Here is a 14,621-nt window from a genome sequence, read left to right as displayed (position 1 = left end):
GGCTCCGGCCGCTCCGGCTCGTTCCGGCTCCCGCTCCTTCCGGCTCCGGCCGCTCCGGCTCGTTCCGGCGGCGGCCGGAGCGACGAGGACCGGTTATGGGGCGTCGCCCCGGCGGGCAGGCTGCGCGCTGTTATCCTCGCGTTGCCCATCGTGCTGCTACACCGGCGACGCCGATGAGCGACAGCGCTGGTTCCGCCCCTGGCCGATGATCGACCGGCCAGGATAAGATCCGCGCGGTGCCGGGGCGGTAGCTCAGCCGGTTAGAGCAGGGGACTCATAATCCCTCGGTCGCGGGTTCGAGTCCCGCCCGCCCCACCTTGTTGATCTCTCGTGTGAATCAGTCGACCTCGGCGTGTTATGACGCGCTGCTCGGCTCCTCGGCGAGGACTGTGGCTGGCCGCGAGTTCGCCGTCGAATGTACTAGCGTCAAGGGAGTGAGGAACCGCGCCGCGAGATACGAGCCACTGACGGTGGCACGCCTAGCTGCTCTGCTCGTCGGATCCGACGAGACGCGACGGTGGCGGTTGGTGGCCGAGTTCCTTGAGGAGTACCGCTGGGAACCAGCCGAGATGCGCGCCGGTCTATTGGACCAGGAACCGACGACCACCGGCGACGAGCGCTGGGACGTGTTCCTGGCGGCATTGACGGAACACCTGGCAGCCAAGGATGGGCGGGGTGCTCCGCCGTGGGTCGAGGCGCGGTCGCTCCGGCAGTTCTGGTTCCCCTTCAACACCCCGGCCGCCCGGGTCGACGCGGTGGTACACGCGCCAGCAGCATTCCGTCGTCGAGGCGTGTACGTCTCGGCGCAGGAGTTGAACGTCGCGTGAGCGTCAGTGATCCACTGCTGGACCGCGCCGCGATCGAGGATGCCTTCCGCCGGCTCGGGGACCGGCTGTCGAGGCGAGGTGTGGTCGCGGACCTCTATATTTTCGGCGGGGCGGCGATGGCCTTGGCCTACGACGCCCGGCGGGCTACTCGGGACATCGACGCGGTGTTCCAACCTCATGGCATCGTGCTCGATGAGGCTCGTGCGGTGGCGGATGAACTGGGCCTGCCGCATTGGTGGCTCAACGAGCAGGCGAGTGCCTATGTCGCTCCAGGGGGCGATGCGACGGCTCCCCGCGTCTTCGACCACCCCGGTCTGCGGGTGGCGGCGGCGTCTCCGGAACATCTGCTGGCCATGAAGGTGCTTGCCGCACGGCGGCGGGACGCCGAGGACATCCGCTTCCTGGTCGACCACCTCGGGTTGACCAGCGCGGAGCAGGTCCTCGCCCTGTGCACGGAAATCTTTCCGGAGGAGGAGGTCCCCGGCCGGGCACGACTCGTGCTCGAAGACATCTTCGACGACTCGTAGCTCCGCCATCAGGCTTCCAGCACCCTTCAGGAACTATGCGAATGCAGCGGCAGCGGCTCACCGGCGATCGTGGCGGTGTGGTTCGCCTGGTGGTACCTCCGGCCCACGCACCTTCCTGACCTGCTGGTTCGTGGCGGAATGTGGTCACCATGCGAACCGTCGGCGTGGCATCTAGAGGAACGGTGGATGTTCCGACAGGTTTGGTCATACTTGTGACCATGACGATGCTGCCGTTGGGGGAAGTGAAGGCCCGGCTCTCTGAGCTGGTGGGGCGGGTGCACGACCACCACGAGCGGGTGACTGTGACCGTGCATGGTCGGCCGTCCGCCGTGCTGGTTTCGGTGGAGGACTTGGAGCGTCTGGAGGAAACCGTCGCGGTTCTCGGGGATGCGGGCACCCTGCGACGGCTGGCCGAATCCGACGCGGAACTGGCCCGAGGTGAAGAGGTGTCCGCCGACCAGCTTGCGGAGACCATTCGCGCCCGTCGCGCCTCGGCCGCGTGAGTCCCCGGCTGCCGGAGGATCCGTACACGCTGCGCACCACGCCGACCGTCCGTCGAGCGCTCGCCGAACGGTTGCCGGAGGCCGTCGCGGTCGCCGCGTACGAGTTCATGACCGGGCCGTTGGTTCGAGAGCCCTATCGAATCAGGAAGCGCTTGCTGCCGCCGTTGTCTGATCGGTTCAGTGCCCGGCGAGGCACCTACCGGATCATCTACCGCATCGACGACGACAACCACACCGTGACCGTTGTGGACATTGATCATCGAAGGGATGTGTACCGTTCGTGACGTCCCTGGGTCTCCGTTCCTGATTCTTCTGTCGCTCAAGGGCTGGGCTCGTCTCGCGGCTCGGTAGTAGTTCGCGGCCACCCAGCCTACGAGGGCCTCACGAATGCGGAGCGGCCGAGGCAACCAACATGTCGCCGAGGTCGGAGCGGCGGTAGAGCACCGATCGGCCGTGTCGGGTGCCGACCAGCAGTCCGCCGGCACGCAATGCTCGAAGGTGCTGATTGACCGCTGTCGGGGTGACGCCGAGGCGGGCAGCCAACTCGGTGGAGGAGGCGGGCGTGTCGAGATGGCTGAGCAGACCGGCCCGAGTGGTGCCCAGAAGTCCTGCGAGACCGTCCGGCGCGGGCAAAGCCTGCGGCTCCCACAAGGTCGCCGCGCCACGCGCTGGATAGAGGATCATTGGTGACTCGTCGGCCGAGATGGGTGTCGAGGCGTTGACGGCCCACAGGCTCGGCACCAGGGTCAGCTCGCCATTTGCCGGTCGCGCGTAGTCGAGCTTCGAGCGCAGCCGTACCTCGACCACGTTTCCGACGAGCCGCACCGTGTCCGACAATCCGCTGAGCATCGTGGCGAGACCCCGCTGGGCGATTTGTCGTCCGCGGAACGTGACGTCGCCTTCGAGGATCGCCCGCATCCGTGGCCAGTGAGGCTCGAAGCACAACCGCCAGTACGCGGTGAGCGCATCGATGATCCGGTTGAGTACCTCTGTGGCGGAACCCTGTAGTGGTTCGGGAAGTGGCATCGCGCCGTGCACCGCTCGCAGGTCTCGTTCGATGACCGTCAGGTCGGTACCGGCCAGTTTCGCGAGTTCGTCGTCGAAGCGGGTCAGCGGTGAGTGCGGACGCGGGTTGAGAAAATCGGGTGTCCACAGCCGTACGTCCGTCAATGCGAGCAGCATGGCCTCGTCAAGTCTGCCGCGCACGGCTTCGAGCGTGCGTAGCCAGCGCAAATGCAGCGGAAATCGCCCTGGATCGCGCCAAGCCCGCAGGGACAGCACCGCCTCGTTGAGCGGGGACACCGCGAATCGGAGATCGGCCACATCCATGCCGAGCAGCTCGTACCGGACCATGAAGCAAAAGGCTACATCGTTGGCGTGGTCGGCCGGTACGCTGCGACAACTGACGGCATGCTTCTTGTGACAGACCGCCACAGGTCGGCGGCGGCCGGCTGGGTTCGGCGGTACCTACGTCCGGACGATCCCATCGCCCGCGCGCTGACCTGGGCCACCATGACCAGCTCGCTTTCCAAGGGAGTCTTCTTCAGCGTCAGCGTGCTGTTCTTCACCCACGTCGCCGGCTTCGCCACGACCACGGTCGGGTTCGGGTTGGCGATCGCCGGGGCGGTCGCCGTCCCCGCTGCGTTCGCTGCGGGCCACCTGGCCCGTGTCGTCGGCGCGCGCCGGGTGCTGCTCGTCACGACCGCCGGCCAGGGCCTGGCGCTGGTGGCCTACCTCCTGGTGCACACCCCGGCCGCGTTCGTTGTCGTCGCCTGCGCCGCCGTCGGGCAACAGGCCATGCAGCGCACCGCCCTGACGACGATGATTGCCGAGTCGTTCACCGGCCCGGACCGCGTGGAGATACGCGCCCGTCTGCGAGTGGTCACCAACGCCTTCATCGGCGCGGGAACCGGGCTGGCAGCCGTCGCCCTCGTGCTCGACACGAAACCGGCATATCTGCTGGCGATGCTCACCACCGGAGCACTGCTGTTCGTCTCCGCACTCTTGCTGCGCCGGATGGACCGCGGTGCCGAGCCCCGCGCGGCCAACGGGTCTCGGCCGGCCGGCGTACGCCAATCACCACTGCGCGACCGGACCTACTTGGCCATCACCGGCCTCTACGCCGTGATGAGCATGCAAGTCGGCATGCTCACGGTGGGGGTACCACTCTGGGTCGCCGGTTCGACGAAGGCACCTGCGGCGACCATCGCGGCGCTGCTGGCATTGAACACCGTCATCGTGTCGCTACTTCAGGTCTGGGCGGCACGCGGAGCGAAAGCCATCCGCTCGGCGGGCCGCGCGGTCGCCGGGGCCGGTACCTTGCTCGCGCTGGCCTGCGGCCTGTACGCCATGTCCGCCCACGGCGCGATCGCTGTCGTCGTGGTGATGCTGACGCTCGCGACCGTGGCACACAGCCTCGCCGAGATCCTGTCCGAGGCAGGCAGTTGGACGCTCGCCTTCGAGCTTGCCGACCCGGCCAACGTCGGCGCGTACCAGGGTGTCAGCCAGACCGGAGCGGCACTGGGCTCGATGCTCGCGCCGCTGGTCGTGACGGCGACCGCGATCGAGCACGGTTTGCCCGGTTGGATCCTTCTCGGCGTGCTGTTCCTCCTCGCGGGGTCATTGACGATGGCGCTGGTCCGACGACAGCTGGACGGGTCGCTGTTGGCTGACTGAAAAGTTCTAACCCTGTGCCGACTGGTGCCCTGCCGAAAGGCTCCACAGGCGGGCCTCGGCCGACAACTGCGTCATCATTTCTTCCTTCGCGGCGCCGTACTGCGCCCGGCTGTGGGAATGCAACTCGGCCGCACGCCTCTTTGCCGCCTCGTAGCGGCGGGCAGCGTCGGGATTGGCCGCGACGTAGGCGCGAAAGACTCGGTTCGCCTCGGGCACCAGCGACGTGGCGCCGAAGACGTGTAGGTGGTGGCTTCGCTTCCCGTCGGTGTCTTTCGCGAAGAACAAGTGATCATCGTCCTCGGGGAAGGCCATCGGACGGTAGACGTACCCAAGCTGCTCAAGAGGTCGGAGGTCGGCGACTACCCCGTCAACCTCAGCTACTACCGCCAGGATGTCGATGATGGGCTTGGCCGCTACTCCGGGAATGCTGGTAGACCCGAAGTGCTCGATGCTCAGCGCCGAAGGCAGCACCTCCGACAACAGCCGCTGCTGACCAGCTCTACCGTTCGCCTGCCATTCCGGCCGCGCAACTCGTGGCGCGTCCCGCACGGGGTCCGGTCGCGGTCAGTCGTGGATCGCCGGATTGCTGCCGCGGTCCCGTCGAAACTGCGCCTTGAGCTGCTCCCGCCGAAGGTGGTCGGCCATCCGCCAGGCAGCCATGTCGGTCTCGGACCGCCTGTTCAGCTCCACCGACGCGTCGAAACCCGGCTCCAACTCCTCGACACAATGCGCCGCGTCCTCCATCGGCACGCCGTTGGCGAGCAGGTGCACCAGCACGTCACCCGGGTAGCGAAGGCCGCCGGTGACCTGCGCCCCGTGCGTCACCGACAGCTTGCCGTCAGACCGGCGCAGGTGAACGCTGTACTGGTCGCCCACGCGCTCGACGCGTACGGCGACGACGGGGTTGTCAGCTGATGGATGAACCACGCGACGAGCGTAGTGACTTCCCAGCCTCCGGCGAGCGGGCGGCGGGTCGGCGAGCGGGCATCAGTGTGGGTTCGCCGGCTTGCGTGCGAGGACGAGCTGACATCGAGGGCTGCCGTCCCGGCGTCGCCCCAGGGCCGTCAACGGGACGGCTCGCACGGTGAAGCCGGCCGCGGTGAGGTCGTCGCGTACCGCGACCAGCGGGCTGGTGCGGTAGTACATGACGAACGGCGGGCGCCAGACGGCATTGCGGACGCGCATGGCCAGGTCGAACCCGAGCACGGCCCAGTGCGAGAACGAGAACGGGGACGGCGGTGCGCCGATCGGGAAGGCGAGTAGCCCGCCGGGCCGTAGCGCGCGGTACATCCCGTCGAAGAGCGCGGGGCGTTCGGCGGGCAGGAAGTGCCCGAGCGCGCCGAAGGTGACCACGAGGTCGAAGTCCCCGGCGAACGGGAGGGCCCGGGCGTCGGCGCGTACCCAGGTGGCGTCCGGGTGTGCGTGCCGTGCCTGCGCGAGCATGCCGGTGCTGAAGTCGACCCCCGTGACCTGGCCACGGCACAGGGGCTTGAGGACGAGCATTCCCGCGCCGGTACCGCAGCAGACGTCCAGGCCCCTGTCGAACGGCCCGAGGTCGGACAGCTCTTCCACGGTGGCGCCGAGGATGCTCTCCGGCGTGCGGAAGGGCGTGTGGTCGAACTTCGGTGCCAGCAGGTCGTAGCCGCACTCGACCGAGGAGAGCGCCTGAACGCACAGTTCACGCAGTGACGGGCCGTGGGGCGAGAACATCGACCGAGGCTACCTGCCGGACCTCGGACCTGTCGGCCAGCCGCGGATTCCGCGCGGGACGAACGCGCCCAGCAGGCCGACGACGCGCAGCCGGCCACCGTGTCAGCGGTCGTGTCAGGAGCGTGTCAGGGGCATGTCCGGGCGGACGCCGATGGTGGTCACATGACGAGTTCAGCGATCACCGCCTCCGGGCTGCGGAAGGCGTACAAGGACAAGGTCGTTCTCGACGGCATCGATCTCGATATCGCGGCGGGCACGATCTTCTCCCTGCTCGGCCCGAACGGGGCGGGCAAGACGACGACGGTCAACGTGCTGACCACGTTGACGAAGGCCGACGGCGGCACGGTACGCGTCGCCGGCCATGACGTGGCGACCGAGACCCGGGCCGTACGCGCGGCCATCGGGGTCACCGGCCAGTTCGCGGCAGTGGACGAGCTGCTGACGGGCCAGGAGAACCTGCAGTTGATGGCGGATCTCAAGCGGTTGGGATCGGGTGAGGGTAAGCGGGTCGTCACGGACCTGCTGGAGCGGTTCGACCTGACGGAGTCGGCGCGGAAGATGGCGTCGACCTACTCCGGGGGGATGCGCCGGAAGCTCGATCTGGCGATGACCCTGGTCGGCCGGCCCCGGATCATCTTCCTCGACGAGCCGACGACGGGCCTCGATCCGCGCAGCCGCCGGACGATGTGGGACATCATCCGTCAGCTGGTGGCCGAGGGCGTCACCATCTTCCTCACCACCCAGTACCTGGAGGAAGCCGACCGGCTCGCGGACCGGATCGCGGTGCTCGATCAGGGCAGGCTGGTCGCCCAAGGCACTCCCGCCGAGCTCAAGCGCCAGATCCCCGGCGGCCACGTCCGGCTCCGGTTCGCGGGCGAGCTCGAACTCGACGCCGCGGCGCGGATCCTGCCCGACTCCACCCGCGACGACGAGGACCTGATCCTGCGGGTGCCCAGCGACGGCGGAGCCAATTCGCTGCGCGCCCTGCTCGCCCGACTCGACGAACTCTCCATCGAGGTCGAGGAGTTCTCGGTGCACACGCCGGACCTCGACGACGTCTTCCTCGCCCTGACCGGCCGTACCAACACGAAGGTGAACGCATAATGAGCTACGCGACGACCATGCTGGGTCGCAACTTCAAGCACACGCTCCGCAATCCGGTCGCGGTCTTCAACGCGGTCCTGTTCCCGATCGTCCTCCTGCTGATGTTCGTCTACGTCATCGGCGGCGCCTTCGACATCCCCGGCAAGTACATCGACTACGCGACCCCGGGAATGATCGTGTTGACGATCTGCTACGGGTTGAGCGCCACCGCGCTGGCCGTGAACTCCAACATGACGAAGGGGATCATCAACCGGTTCAAGGTGATGGACATCTCGCGCAGCGCCGTACTGAGCGCGCATGTCGCCGAGAGCATGCTCCGCACCGTGATCGCCATCGCGGGCCTCGTCGGCGTGGCCCTGGCGCTGGGATTCCGCCCGGCGGCCGGTCCCCTCGAGTGGCTCGGTGCGATCGGTTTCCTCGTGCTGGTCTCCTTCGCGACCACCTGGCTCACCGTCGCCCTGGGGTTGTTCGCCAAGACCCCCGAATCGGCGGGGATGGTCTCCGTGCCGCTGGTCATGCTGCCCTTCCTGAGCAGCGCGATCGTGCCGGCCGAGACGATGGGGCCCGGTGTGCGGCAGTTCGCCGAGTACCAGCCCTTCACGCCGATCATCGAAACGGTGCGCGGGCTGCTGGCCGGCGAACCCTCCGCCGACAGCGTGATCGTCGCCGTCATCTGGTGCGTCGGGATCGCCCTGGCCGGATACGTGTGGTCGCTCTCGATCTTCAAGAAGCGCGCCTGACGAACCGGCGCTGACACCCCACGAACAGTCCACGTAAGAGCAAGAGGAGAACACCCATGCCCACCTTCGCCACGCCAGGGCCCATCGCCGCCATCGTGGAAGTCGCCGGCGCCCAGGTACGGGTCGTCGCGAGCGACCGGACCGACACCGTGGTGCTGGTCGAACCGATCGACCAGACCAGCAAGAAGGACATCAAGGTCGCCGAGCGGACCACTGTCGACCTCTCGGATGGGAAGCTGTCGGTCAAGACGACAGTCTCCGGGGACCGGGCCGGTTCCGTCGCCATCACGATCGACCTGCCCACCGGTTCGGGCCTGGCCGCCTACCTGGCGCACTCGGACGTCCACGGCGACGGCGCGCTGGGCCGATGCGAGCTGCACATGGCATCGGGCCGGGCCCGCCTGGACCGCGTCGACGCGCTGCGGGCGAACATCTCCTCCGGTGAGGTCGAGATCGGCCATGTCGCCGGGCGGACCGACGTCGACGGCGGGGCGTTCACGCTGCGGATCGGCGAGGTCGAGGGCACGATGCGGCTCGCCAACTCGGGCGGGCGGGCCCGGATCGGCCACGCCCACGCCGACCTTGATCTCAGCAGTGCCAGCTGCGACTTCGACATCGACCGCGCCGACGGCAGCGTCACCGCCGGAACGGCCAGCGGCGCCATCCGGATCGGCCGGATGACGAACGGTACGGCGAAGCTGACGAACGGCTCGGGAGACATCGAGGTCGGCATCGCCGAGGGCGCCGCCGCCCACATCGACGTCAACAGCGAGCGAGGGGCGGTGCGCGACTCGGTCTCGGCCGAGGGGAACGCCGACCCCGCGGACACCCAGGTCTCGGTCCACGCCCGCACGAGGCACGGCGACGTCGTCATCCGGCGCGCGGCACGTTGACCGTCACAGGGCGAGCGCGACCTCGACCAGCGGGGCCGCGCTCGCCTGCGTACCATCCCGCGTCACCTCGGCGAACCGCGCTTCGCCGAGGTGACGCCGCGCATCCCGTTCGATCCGGTCCGCATCCGGGTGAGCACGATCCGGCAGACCGCGCACAGCGACGCTGGCCGCCAGCAGCCGCGCCGCCTGCTCGTGCTGGTCGTGCCGGAGCGCCAGGTCCGCGACGCCGACGAGTATCTGGGCGGTCAGGAACGGGTGGCCCGCCTCGGACGCCGCCTGCCAGGCCGCCACTCGGTGCGAACGAGCCTCACGGAGGTCGTCGGCCAGGTAGCCGAGCAGGTCGTGGATGCTCGCGCGGATGTGCGCCTGCTCCGCCTCGTCACCCAGGACCGCGGTCGCGATGCCGAGTTGACGGCGTGCCTCCGCGGCGTCACCGCCCCACCGTGCGAGTTCCGCCTTGGCGAGCGCCAACTCGACCAGCGCGTGCGGCCAGGTGACCCCTTCGGCGTGCCGCTCGGCCTCGGCGATGGAGGCCGCGCTGGAGTCCCGATCGCCGTCCCGCCAGTGCAGGAGGGCCTGCTGCGTCCGTAGCCGGATGACATCTTCGACGGCGCCGACCTCGGTGACGACCGTGATCGCCTGCTCGCAGTACTCACACGCACCGGCGAACTCACCGCGCAGCGCGAGTTGGCCCGCCAGCTCGGACAGCGCCAAGGAGATGCCGAACCGTTCACCGAGCGCCCGGAACTCGGCGAGCGCCAGCTCCAGATTGGCCTCCGCCTCCCGGCCGCCCCGGCCGAGCATGATCCGCATCTTGCCTGCCTGCCAGCGGGCCAGGGCGCGTACCCAGGGATCCTCGCTGTCCAGCAACGACTCGAACGCGGACACTGCGGTCTCCGGCGCCTGCAGCATGCGTTCCAGCGGAGTGACCAAACCCAGCAGCGGGTTGCGGTGCCGGCTCTGCTGGCTGAACCGGTACGCCTTGTGGATCCATTCGGCGCCCTGGTGTTCGTCGCCCCGCCCGGAGGTCACGAAGAGCACCACCAGCCCGTAGGTCATGGCCCGGACGTCGTCGGTCACCTCACCGGGGATGTCGCTGGCCGCGATCATCAGCTCGAGGCCTTCGGCCCGGCGTCCGCCGAGCCACCAGTACCAACCGGTGGCCGCTGCGAGCCGCATCGCCGGCTGTGCGTGGCCGGCCGCGATCGCCCCCCGCAGTGCGGCACTGATGTTGTCGTGTTCGGCTGCGAGCGTGGCGAGCCAGACCAGTTGCTCGGCGCGGCGCAGATGCGGCTCCGCGGTCTCGGCGAGTTCGGTGAAGTAGGCGAGATGCGCCTGACGAGCCACGTCCGATTCGCCTGCTTCGGCGAGCCGCTCCGTGGCGTACTCCTTGATCGTGCCGAGCATCCGGTAGCGCGGGGCGCCGTCGTCCTCGGTCACCAGCAGCGACTTCTCGGCCAGCGAGGTGACCAACTCCAGCACCTGATCCTGCTCGACGATGTCGCCGGCGCAGACCCGCTCGGCCGCCTCCAGGCTCGCCCCGCCGGAGAACACGGACAGCCGGCGAAGGACCGCCCGCTCCGCGTCGGTGAGCAACTCCCAACTCCAGTCGACCACCGCGCGCAGCGTCTTGTGTCTAGGTAGAGCGGTACGGCTGCCGCTGGTCAGCAGCCGGAACCGGTCGTCGAGCCGGTTGGCGAGTTGCTCGATGGTCATGGTGCGCAACCGGGCGGCGGCCAGTTCGATGGCCAGCGGCATCCCGTCCAGCGCCCGGCAGACACGCACCATCGTCGACAACGTCTGCGCGTCGTCGCCGAGGTCCCGGCGTACGGCGCCCGCCCGGTCGCGCAGCAGGCGGACGGCGGGCGAGGATGCGATCTCGGCGAGGCCGGCGTCGGTTGGCACGGCCAGCGGCTCGACCAGCCACAGCGCCTCACCGGTGATGCCGAGCGGTTCCCTGCTCGTCGCCAGGATTCGTAGCCGGCGGCATTCCCCGAGCACCCGGTCGGCGAACCTCGCCGCCGCTTCGATCACATGCTCACAGTTGTCCAGGATCAGCAGCGCCTCCCGCTCGCGGATCGCGGCGATGAGCCCGTCCGCCAGATCGGCGCCCGGCCCTGCGCCGAGCAGAGCGTCCCGGAGCCCGAGCCCGGTGAGCGTCGCCTGCGCGATGTCGCCGTCGGCGCCGATGGCGGCGAGTTCCACCAACCAGACCCCGTCCGGCAGGTCACCGATCAGCGCGCGTGCGGTCTCCGTGGCCAGCCTGGTCTTGCCCGAACCGCCGGGCCCGATCAGGGTGGTCAGCCGGTGCTCCGCGACGAGTTGGCGGACGGCTGCGACATCGGCGTCCCGGCCGACGAAGCTCGTCAGCTCGGCGCGCACGTTGGTCTTCCGGTGTTCTTCCCGCCGTCCCAGTTCGCCCCGCAGGATCGCGACGTGCAAGGCCGACAACTCGGGTGAGGGGTCGACGCCCAGCGCGTCGGAGAGCCCCTCTCTCGTGCGTTCGTAGGCGAGCAGGGCCTCGGAGTCCCGGCCGGCTGCCACCAGGGCCCGCATCAGCGCGGCGACCAGCGGCTCCCGCAGCGGATGCGCGGCCACCGCGTCGGCCAGTTCCGCTACCACCTCCGCGCCGAGGCCGAGACTGACCTCCGCTGCGAAGCGATCTTCCATTGCGGTCAGGCGCAGCCCCTCAAGCCGCGTCACCGCCGCGTCGAACGCCTCGCTGTCCGCCAACCCGACATCCTGCAGGGCCGCACCGCGCCACAGGCCGAGAGCTTCGCGCAACAGCCGAACTCGCTCCTGCCCCTCCTTCTGACGGGCCCGGCCCAGGAGGCGCTCGAACCGAAGGGCGTCGACGGCGTCGGGTTCCACCGTCAACCGGTAGCCGCCCGCGTGCCCCTCGATCACACCGCCCGGTAGGGCCTTCCGCAACCGGGAGGCCAGGCGTTGCAAGGCGTTCGCCGCGTCGGCCGGTGGGTTCTTACCCCAGATCCAGTCGACGAGCACCGTCCTGGGGACCGTGCGGCCCGGTTCGAGGGCGAGGGCGATCAGCAGTGCGCGCAGCCGGGCGCCCGGCACGTCGGCCAGGGTGCCGTCGTTCGTGCGAACCTCGAATGATCCAAGCATCCCGACCTGCACCGGCTGATCCTCCCATGGTGGTGTGCGGTTGCCTGCTCCTGCTCCTGCTCGGTGGGGTGGGAGCCGCTACGGCGCGCGTCCGCCGTCGACGGTGGCCGGGTCGGAGGTCTCGTGCTCGGGCGTTCGGGAATGGCCGCGCATCTGGCGATAGGCGATCGCGCCCATTCCGACAGCCAGTAGACCGCCGCCGAGGATCACCGGACGCGTGCCGTCGATGAGGAAGTCATCGCCCCGCAAGTGCACGGAACGGCGTCCGACCAGTGTCACCAGTAATGGCGAGAGGGCCACGGAACAGCCCAGGACGACCTTCAACATCGACTGGTAGAGAGCGTTGATACGGCCGCGCATCGAGTCTTCGACGCGGGAACCGATGATGGTCGTACCCGTCAGGAACGCGGTGCCGGCGCAGGCTCCGACAATCGACACCGCCACCAACGAGACGGCCAGGTGCGGGGAGAGCGCCACCAGGACGAGTACGAAACCCGCGGCGATGACGGCTATGCCGAACAACCGCTCCTGCGTCATCCGGTACGCCACTCTCGGGGTGCCCACGATGCCGACGACCAGGCCCAGGAACGCGGCCAACAGGAGCAGCCCGAAGGCGGCCTGGCCGCCGAGCAGGCTCAGCGCGTAGGGCTGGGCCGAGCCCACGACCGCGCCGCCGGCGGCGAGGGCACCCATCATGCCGATCAGCAGACCGCGCACGAGCGGGACTTCCCGTAGGTAGCTGACGCTCTCGCGGAGCATTCCCGCGATACCGGGGCGCTGGTTGACCGTGGGTGACGAGGCCGGCCCGGCGCGACCCGCCGGTGCGCTCCCGTCGAGCGGTCTGGAGAGTTCGGGCAGGAGAGCGGTGAGCGAACTCGCGCTGGCCAGATAGAGCAGCGCAGCGACCACGATCGTGATCCGGGACAGACCGTTCATGCCGATCACCTCGGCTGACACGCCGAAGAGGGTCCCGGCCCCGGTGATCAGGGTGAACAGGCAACCGGCCGTCAACACGGTGATCCCGTACGTCATGACCAGACCCAGCTGTACCGCCGAGGCGACCTCATCCGGTCGACGGAGCAGGCGGGGTAACGCGGCGTCCTTCGCCGGAATCCACATCGTCGTGGCCAGCTGCACGAAGAAGTTGCCGGCCAGGATCCACCAGTAGCTGTTGGCCACCGCGATCGACAGCAGCAACGCACAGCGAGCCAGGTCGGCGACGACCATCACGGTACGTCGATCAAAACGGTCCGACATCAGGCCGGCGATCGGCGCGAACAGCAGGCCCGGCAGCAGGTTGACGAACAGGATCCCGCTGAACGTGAAGTTGACCCCCGTCGGGCTGGAAGCGAGGGTGCTGCCCAGCGCGGCGAGTCCGAACAGAGCCAGCCAGTCTGCGGTACTGCAGTAGCCGGTGACAACCCACAGCCTGCGAAACGGCCGCTGCGTAAGTAGCGCTCGGGCCCGGGCCAAGGAGGAGGTCCCAGCTCCACGCGAGACAGCTGCCCTGGCTCTCGGTCCGTCGTCCACCCCGATCCGCATCCAGCGAACGCTAGACCCACCTCCGAGGTGGGGCCGGGCACCCCCGGCTCCGGAGCTCGGGCCGTGGCGTGGCGACGTTCACCCGCGCCGAGTCTGGTGCCGGAACGCCGCCGGCCGTCTCCTCGCCTGACGAGGAGACGGCCTTCACCACGGACGGTGTGGCGGGGGCCGGCCCGCTGAGCGGGTGGCCCCGGGTGTCGGGCCTGCCCTCCTTCAGGGCGAACCCGACGATCGGTGACCTTTCGGTCAGTTCTTGGCGATCTCGTCGAGGAGCGCGGCCAGTTCGGCGGGGCGGGACAGGTGGGGGGAGTGGCTGGTGGGGATCCGGTGGACGGAGTTCGCGCGGGGGGCCATCCGCTCCTGCAGCTCGACGGGGAGCGAGGCGTCGTTCTCGCTGAGCACGTAGGTCGACGGGACGGTGTGCCACGCGGCCCGGGTCGCACGGTCGGCCCACGGCTGGAGGCGCTGGTCGACGAGCTGGCTGATGGCCATGTCCGCCACCGCCTTGGGTACGTCGGCGTAGAGCTGGGCCCTCGGGTCCGAGCCGATCGGGAACAGGCCCTCCGACGAGTCGGGGTCGGGCATGCCGTGCAGGGTGAACATCGACTCGTTGACGTCGGGAACGTAGGCGGCCAGGTAGACGAGGTGCCGGACGTTGGGCAGGCCGCCGACGCCCTCGGTGGCCGGGATGCCGCCGTAGGAGTGGGCGACGACGACGACCGGGCCGTCGATGGCCTCGACCGCCGCACGGATCGCGGCGGCGTCGTCCTGCAGGCCGCCGCGTGGGTTGGGGCCGGTGGTGGGCAGCTTGACCGCGCGGCTGGCGTAACCGAGGGCGTCCAGCTCCCCGCGCAGCAGATCAAAGGTGGACGGGAGGTGCCAGGCACCCGGAACGAGGACGAATGTGGGCCGCTGCGCGGTCATGTTGCTTCTCTCCCGGAAGGGTCGGACAGGTCGTCGAGGCATGGTGTCT

Annotated in this window: 15 protein-coding genes and 1 tRNA gene; 9 read left to right on the top strand and 7 right to left on the bottom strand. The window is 69.2% G+C overall.

Annotated elements, in window-relative coordinates; genetic code table 11:
• Positions 1–241: 241 nt before the first annotated feature.
• The 5 genes from BXA10_RS25800 to BXA10_RS32285 all read left to right on the top strand — a co-directional run bounded on the left by BXA10_RS25800 (position 242) and on the right by BXA10_RS32285 (position 2,141).
• Positions 242–315 (top strand) — tRNA-Ile (locus BXA10_RS25800).
• Positions 316–527: 212 nt separating this feature from the next.
• On the top strand, positions 528–827 hold the full coding sequence (locus BXA10_RS25795) for a hypothetical protein (RefSeq protein ID WP_076473440.1): 300 nt from the start codon (positions 528–530) through the stop codon (positions 825–827).
• A complete protein-coding gene (locus tag BXA10_RS25790; protein ID WP_076473439.1) occupies positions 824–1,354 on the top strand; it encodes a DUF6036 family nucleotidyltransferase in 531 nt (176 codons plus the stop codon). Before BXA10_RS25795 ends, BXA10_RS25790 begins: the two co-directional genes overlap by 4 nt.
• A 218-nt stretch (positions 1,355–1,572) precedes the next feature.
• Positions 1,573–1,857, top strand: a complete 285-nt coding sequence (locus BXA10_RS25785; protein WP_076473479.1) for a type II toxin-antitoxin system Phd/YefM family antitoxin — start codon at positions 1,573–1,575, stop codon at positions 1,855–1,857.
• Positions 1,854–2,141 carry a type II toxin-antitoxin system RelE family toxin gene (locus BXA10_RS32285; RefSeq protein WP_245828498.1) on the top strand — a complete coding sequence of 96 codons (288 nt, stop codon included), beginning with the start codon at positions 1,854–1,856 and terminating at the stop codon, positions 2,139–2,141. Before BXA10_RS25785 ends, BXA10_RS32285 begins: the two co-directional genes overlap by 4 nt.
• Before the next feature lie 97 nt (positions 2,142–2,238).
• On the opposite strand, the gene BXA10_RS25775 is transcribed toward BXA10_RS32285, so the two are convergent.
• Positions 2,239–3,138 carry an ArsR/SmtB family transcription factor gene (locus tag BXA10_RS25775; RefSeq protein ID WP_245828496.1) on the bottom strand — a complete coding sequence of 300 codons (900 nt, stop codon included), beginning with the start codon at positions 3,136–3,138 and terminating at the stop codon, positions 2,239–2,241.
• Between BXA10_RS25775 and BXA10_RS25770 the strand changes: the two genes are divergently transcribed.
• Positions 3,091–4,533 carry an MFS transporter gene (locus tag BXA10_RS25770; protein WP_245828495.1) on the top strand — a complete coding sequence of 481 codons (1,443 nt, stop codon included), beginning with the start codon at positions 3,091–3,093 and terminating at the stop codon, positions 4,531–4,533. The genes BXA10_RS25775 and BXA10_RS25770 overlap by 48 nt on opposite strands.
• Positions 4,534–4,539: 6 nt before the next feature.
• On the opposite strand, the gene BXA10_RS25765 is transcribed toward BXA10_RS25770, so the two are convergent.
• The 3 genes from BXA10_RS25765 to BXA10_RS25755 are packed head-to-tail and all read right to left on the bottom strand — an operon-like array spanning position 4,540 to position 6,243.
• Entirely contained in the window at positions 4,540–5,082 is a 543-nt protein-coding gene (locus tag BXA10_RS25765) for a GrpB family protein (RefSeq protein WP_076473437.1), read from the bottom strand.
• A gap of 15 nt (positions 5,083–5,097) precedes the next feature.
• Positions 5,098–5,460 (bottom strand): hypothetical protein, encoded by a 363-nt coding sequence (locus tag BXA10_RS25760; RefSeq protein ID WP_139338147.1) that lies wholly within the window; start codon positions 5,458–5,460, stop codon positions 5,098–5,100.
• Positions 5,461–5,520: 60 nt separating this feature from the next.
• Positions 5,521–6,243 (bottom strand): class I SAM-dependent methyltransferase, encoded by a 723-nt coding sequence (locus BXA10_RS25755; protein WP_076473435.1) that lies wholly within the window; start codon positions 6,241–6,243, stop codon positions 5,521–5,523.
• Positions 6,244–6,405: 162 nt separating this feature from the next.
• On the opposite strand from BXA10_RS25755, the gene BXA10_RS25750 reads away from it, so the two are divergent.
• From BXA10_RS25750 to BXA10_RS25740, 3 genes are read left to right on the top strand one after another with little or no spacing between them, the layout of a single operon-like run.
• Positions 6,406–7,347, top strand: coding sequence for an ATP-binding cassette domain-containing protein (locus BXA10_RS25750; RefSeq protein WP_076473434.1), 942 nt, complete (start codon positions 6,406–6,408; stop codon positions 7,345–7,347).
• On the top strand, positions 7,347–8,087 hold the full coding sequence (locus BXA10_RS25745) for an ABC transporter permease (protein ID WP_139338146.1): 741 nt from the start codon (positions 7,347–7,349) through the stop codon (positions 8,085–8,087). The genes BXA10_RS25750 and BXA10_RS25745 overlap by 1 nt, the downstream gene beginning before the upstream one ends.
• 56 nt (positions 8,088–8,143) lie before the next feature.
• Positions 8,144–8,980 (top strand): DUF4097 family beta strand repeat-containing protein, encoded by an 837-nt coding sequence (locus BXA10_RS25740; RefSeq protein ID WP_076473433.1) that lies wholly within the window; start codon positions 8,144–8,146, stop codon positions 8,978–8,980.
• Positions 8,981–8,983: 3 nt separating this feature from the next.
• On the opposite strand, the gene BXA10_RS25735 is transcribed toward BXA10_RS25740, so the two are convergent.
• The 3 genes from BXA10_RS25735 to BXA10_RS25725 all read right to left on the bottom strand — a co-directional run bounded on the left by BXA10_RS25735 (position 8,984) and on the right by BXA10_RS25725 (position 14,572).
• Complete coding sequence (locus BXA10_RS25735) at positions 8,984–12,118, bottom strand: ATP-binding protein (RefSeq protein ID WP_076473432.1); 3,135 nt, start codon at positions 12,116–12,118, stop codon at positions 8,984–8,986.
• A 66-nt stretch (positions 12,119–12,184) separates the two neighbouring features.
• Positions 12,185–13,579, bottom strand: coding sequence for an MFS transporter (locus tag BXA10_RS25730; RefSeq protein ID WP_076473431.1), 1,395 nt, complete (start codon positions 13,577–13,579; stop codon positions 12,185–12,187).
• A 315-nt stretch (positions 13,580–13,894) separates the two neighbouring features.
• On the bottom strand, positions 13,895–14,572 hold the full coding sequence (locus BXA10_RS25725; RefSeq protein WP_076473430.1) for an alpha/beta hydrolase: 678 nt from the start codon (positions 14,570–14,572) through the stop codon (positions 13,895–13,897).
• Between the last annotated feature and the right edge of the window lie 49 nt (positions 14,573–14,621).

The sequence above is a fragment of the Micromonospora avicenniae genome, from assembly GCF_900156065.1.
Classification (GTDB): Bacteria; Actinomycetota; Actinomycetes; order Mycobacteriales; family Micromonosporaceae; genus Micromonospora; species Micromonospora avicenniae.
The sequence above is the reverse complement of the archived record's forward strand: the minus strand, read 5'-3'. Positions and strand labels throughout refer to the sequence as shown.

Coding starts and splice junctions, on each gene's coding strand:
- BXA10_RS25785 (WP_076473479.1), top strand. CDS start 1,573: ATGACGATGCTGCCGTTGGGGGAAGTGAAGGCCCGGCTCTCTGAGCTG.
- BXA10_RS25770 (WP_245828495.1), top strand. CDS start 3,091: ATGCAGCGGAAATCGCCCTGGATCGCGCCAAGCCCGCAGGGACAGCAC.
- BXA10_RS25755 (WP_076473435.1), bottom strand. CDS start 6,243: ATGTTCTCGCCCCACGGCCCGTCACTGCGTGAACTGTGCGTTCAGGCG.
- BXA10_RS25750 (WP_076473434.1), top strand. CDS start 6,406: ATGACGAGTTCAGCGATCACCGCCTCCGGGCTGCGGAAGGCGTACAAG.
- BXA10_RS25745 (WP_139338146.1), top strand. CDS start 7,347: ATGAGCTACGCGACGACCATGCTGGGTCGCAACTTCAAGCACACGCTC.
- BXA10_RS25740 (WP_076473433.1), top strand. CDS start 8,144: ATGCCCACCTTCGCCACGCCAGGGCCCATCGCCGCCATCGTGGAAGTC.
- BXA10_RS25725 (WP_076473430.1), bottom strand. CDS start 14,572: ATGACCGCGCAGCGGCCCACATTCGTCCTCGTTCCGGGTGCCTGGCAC.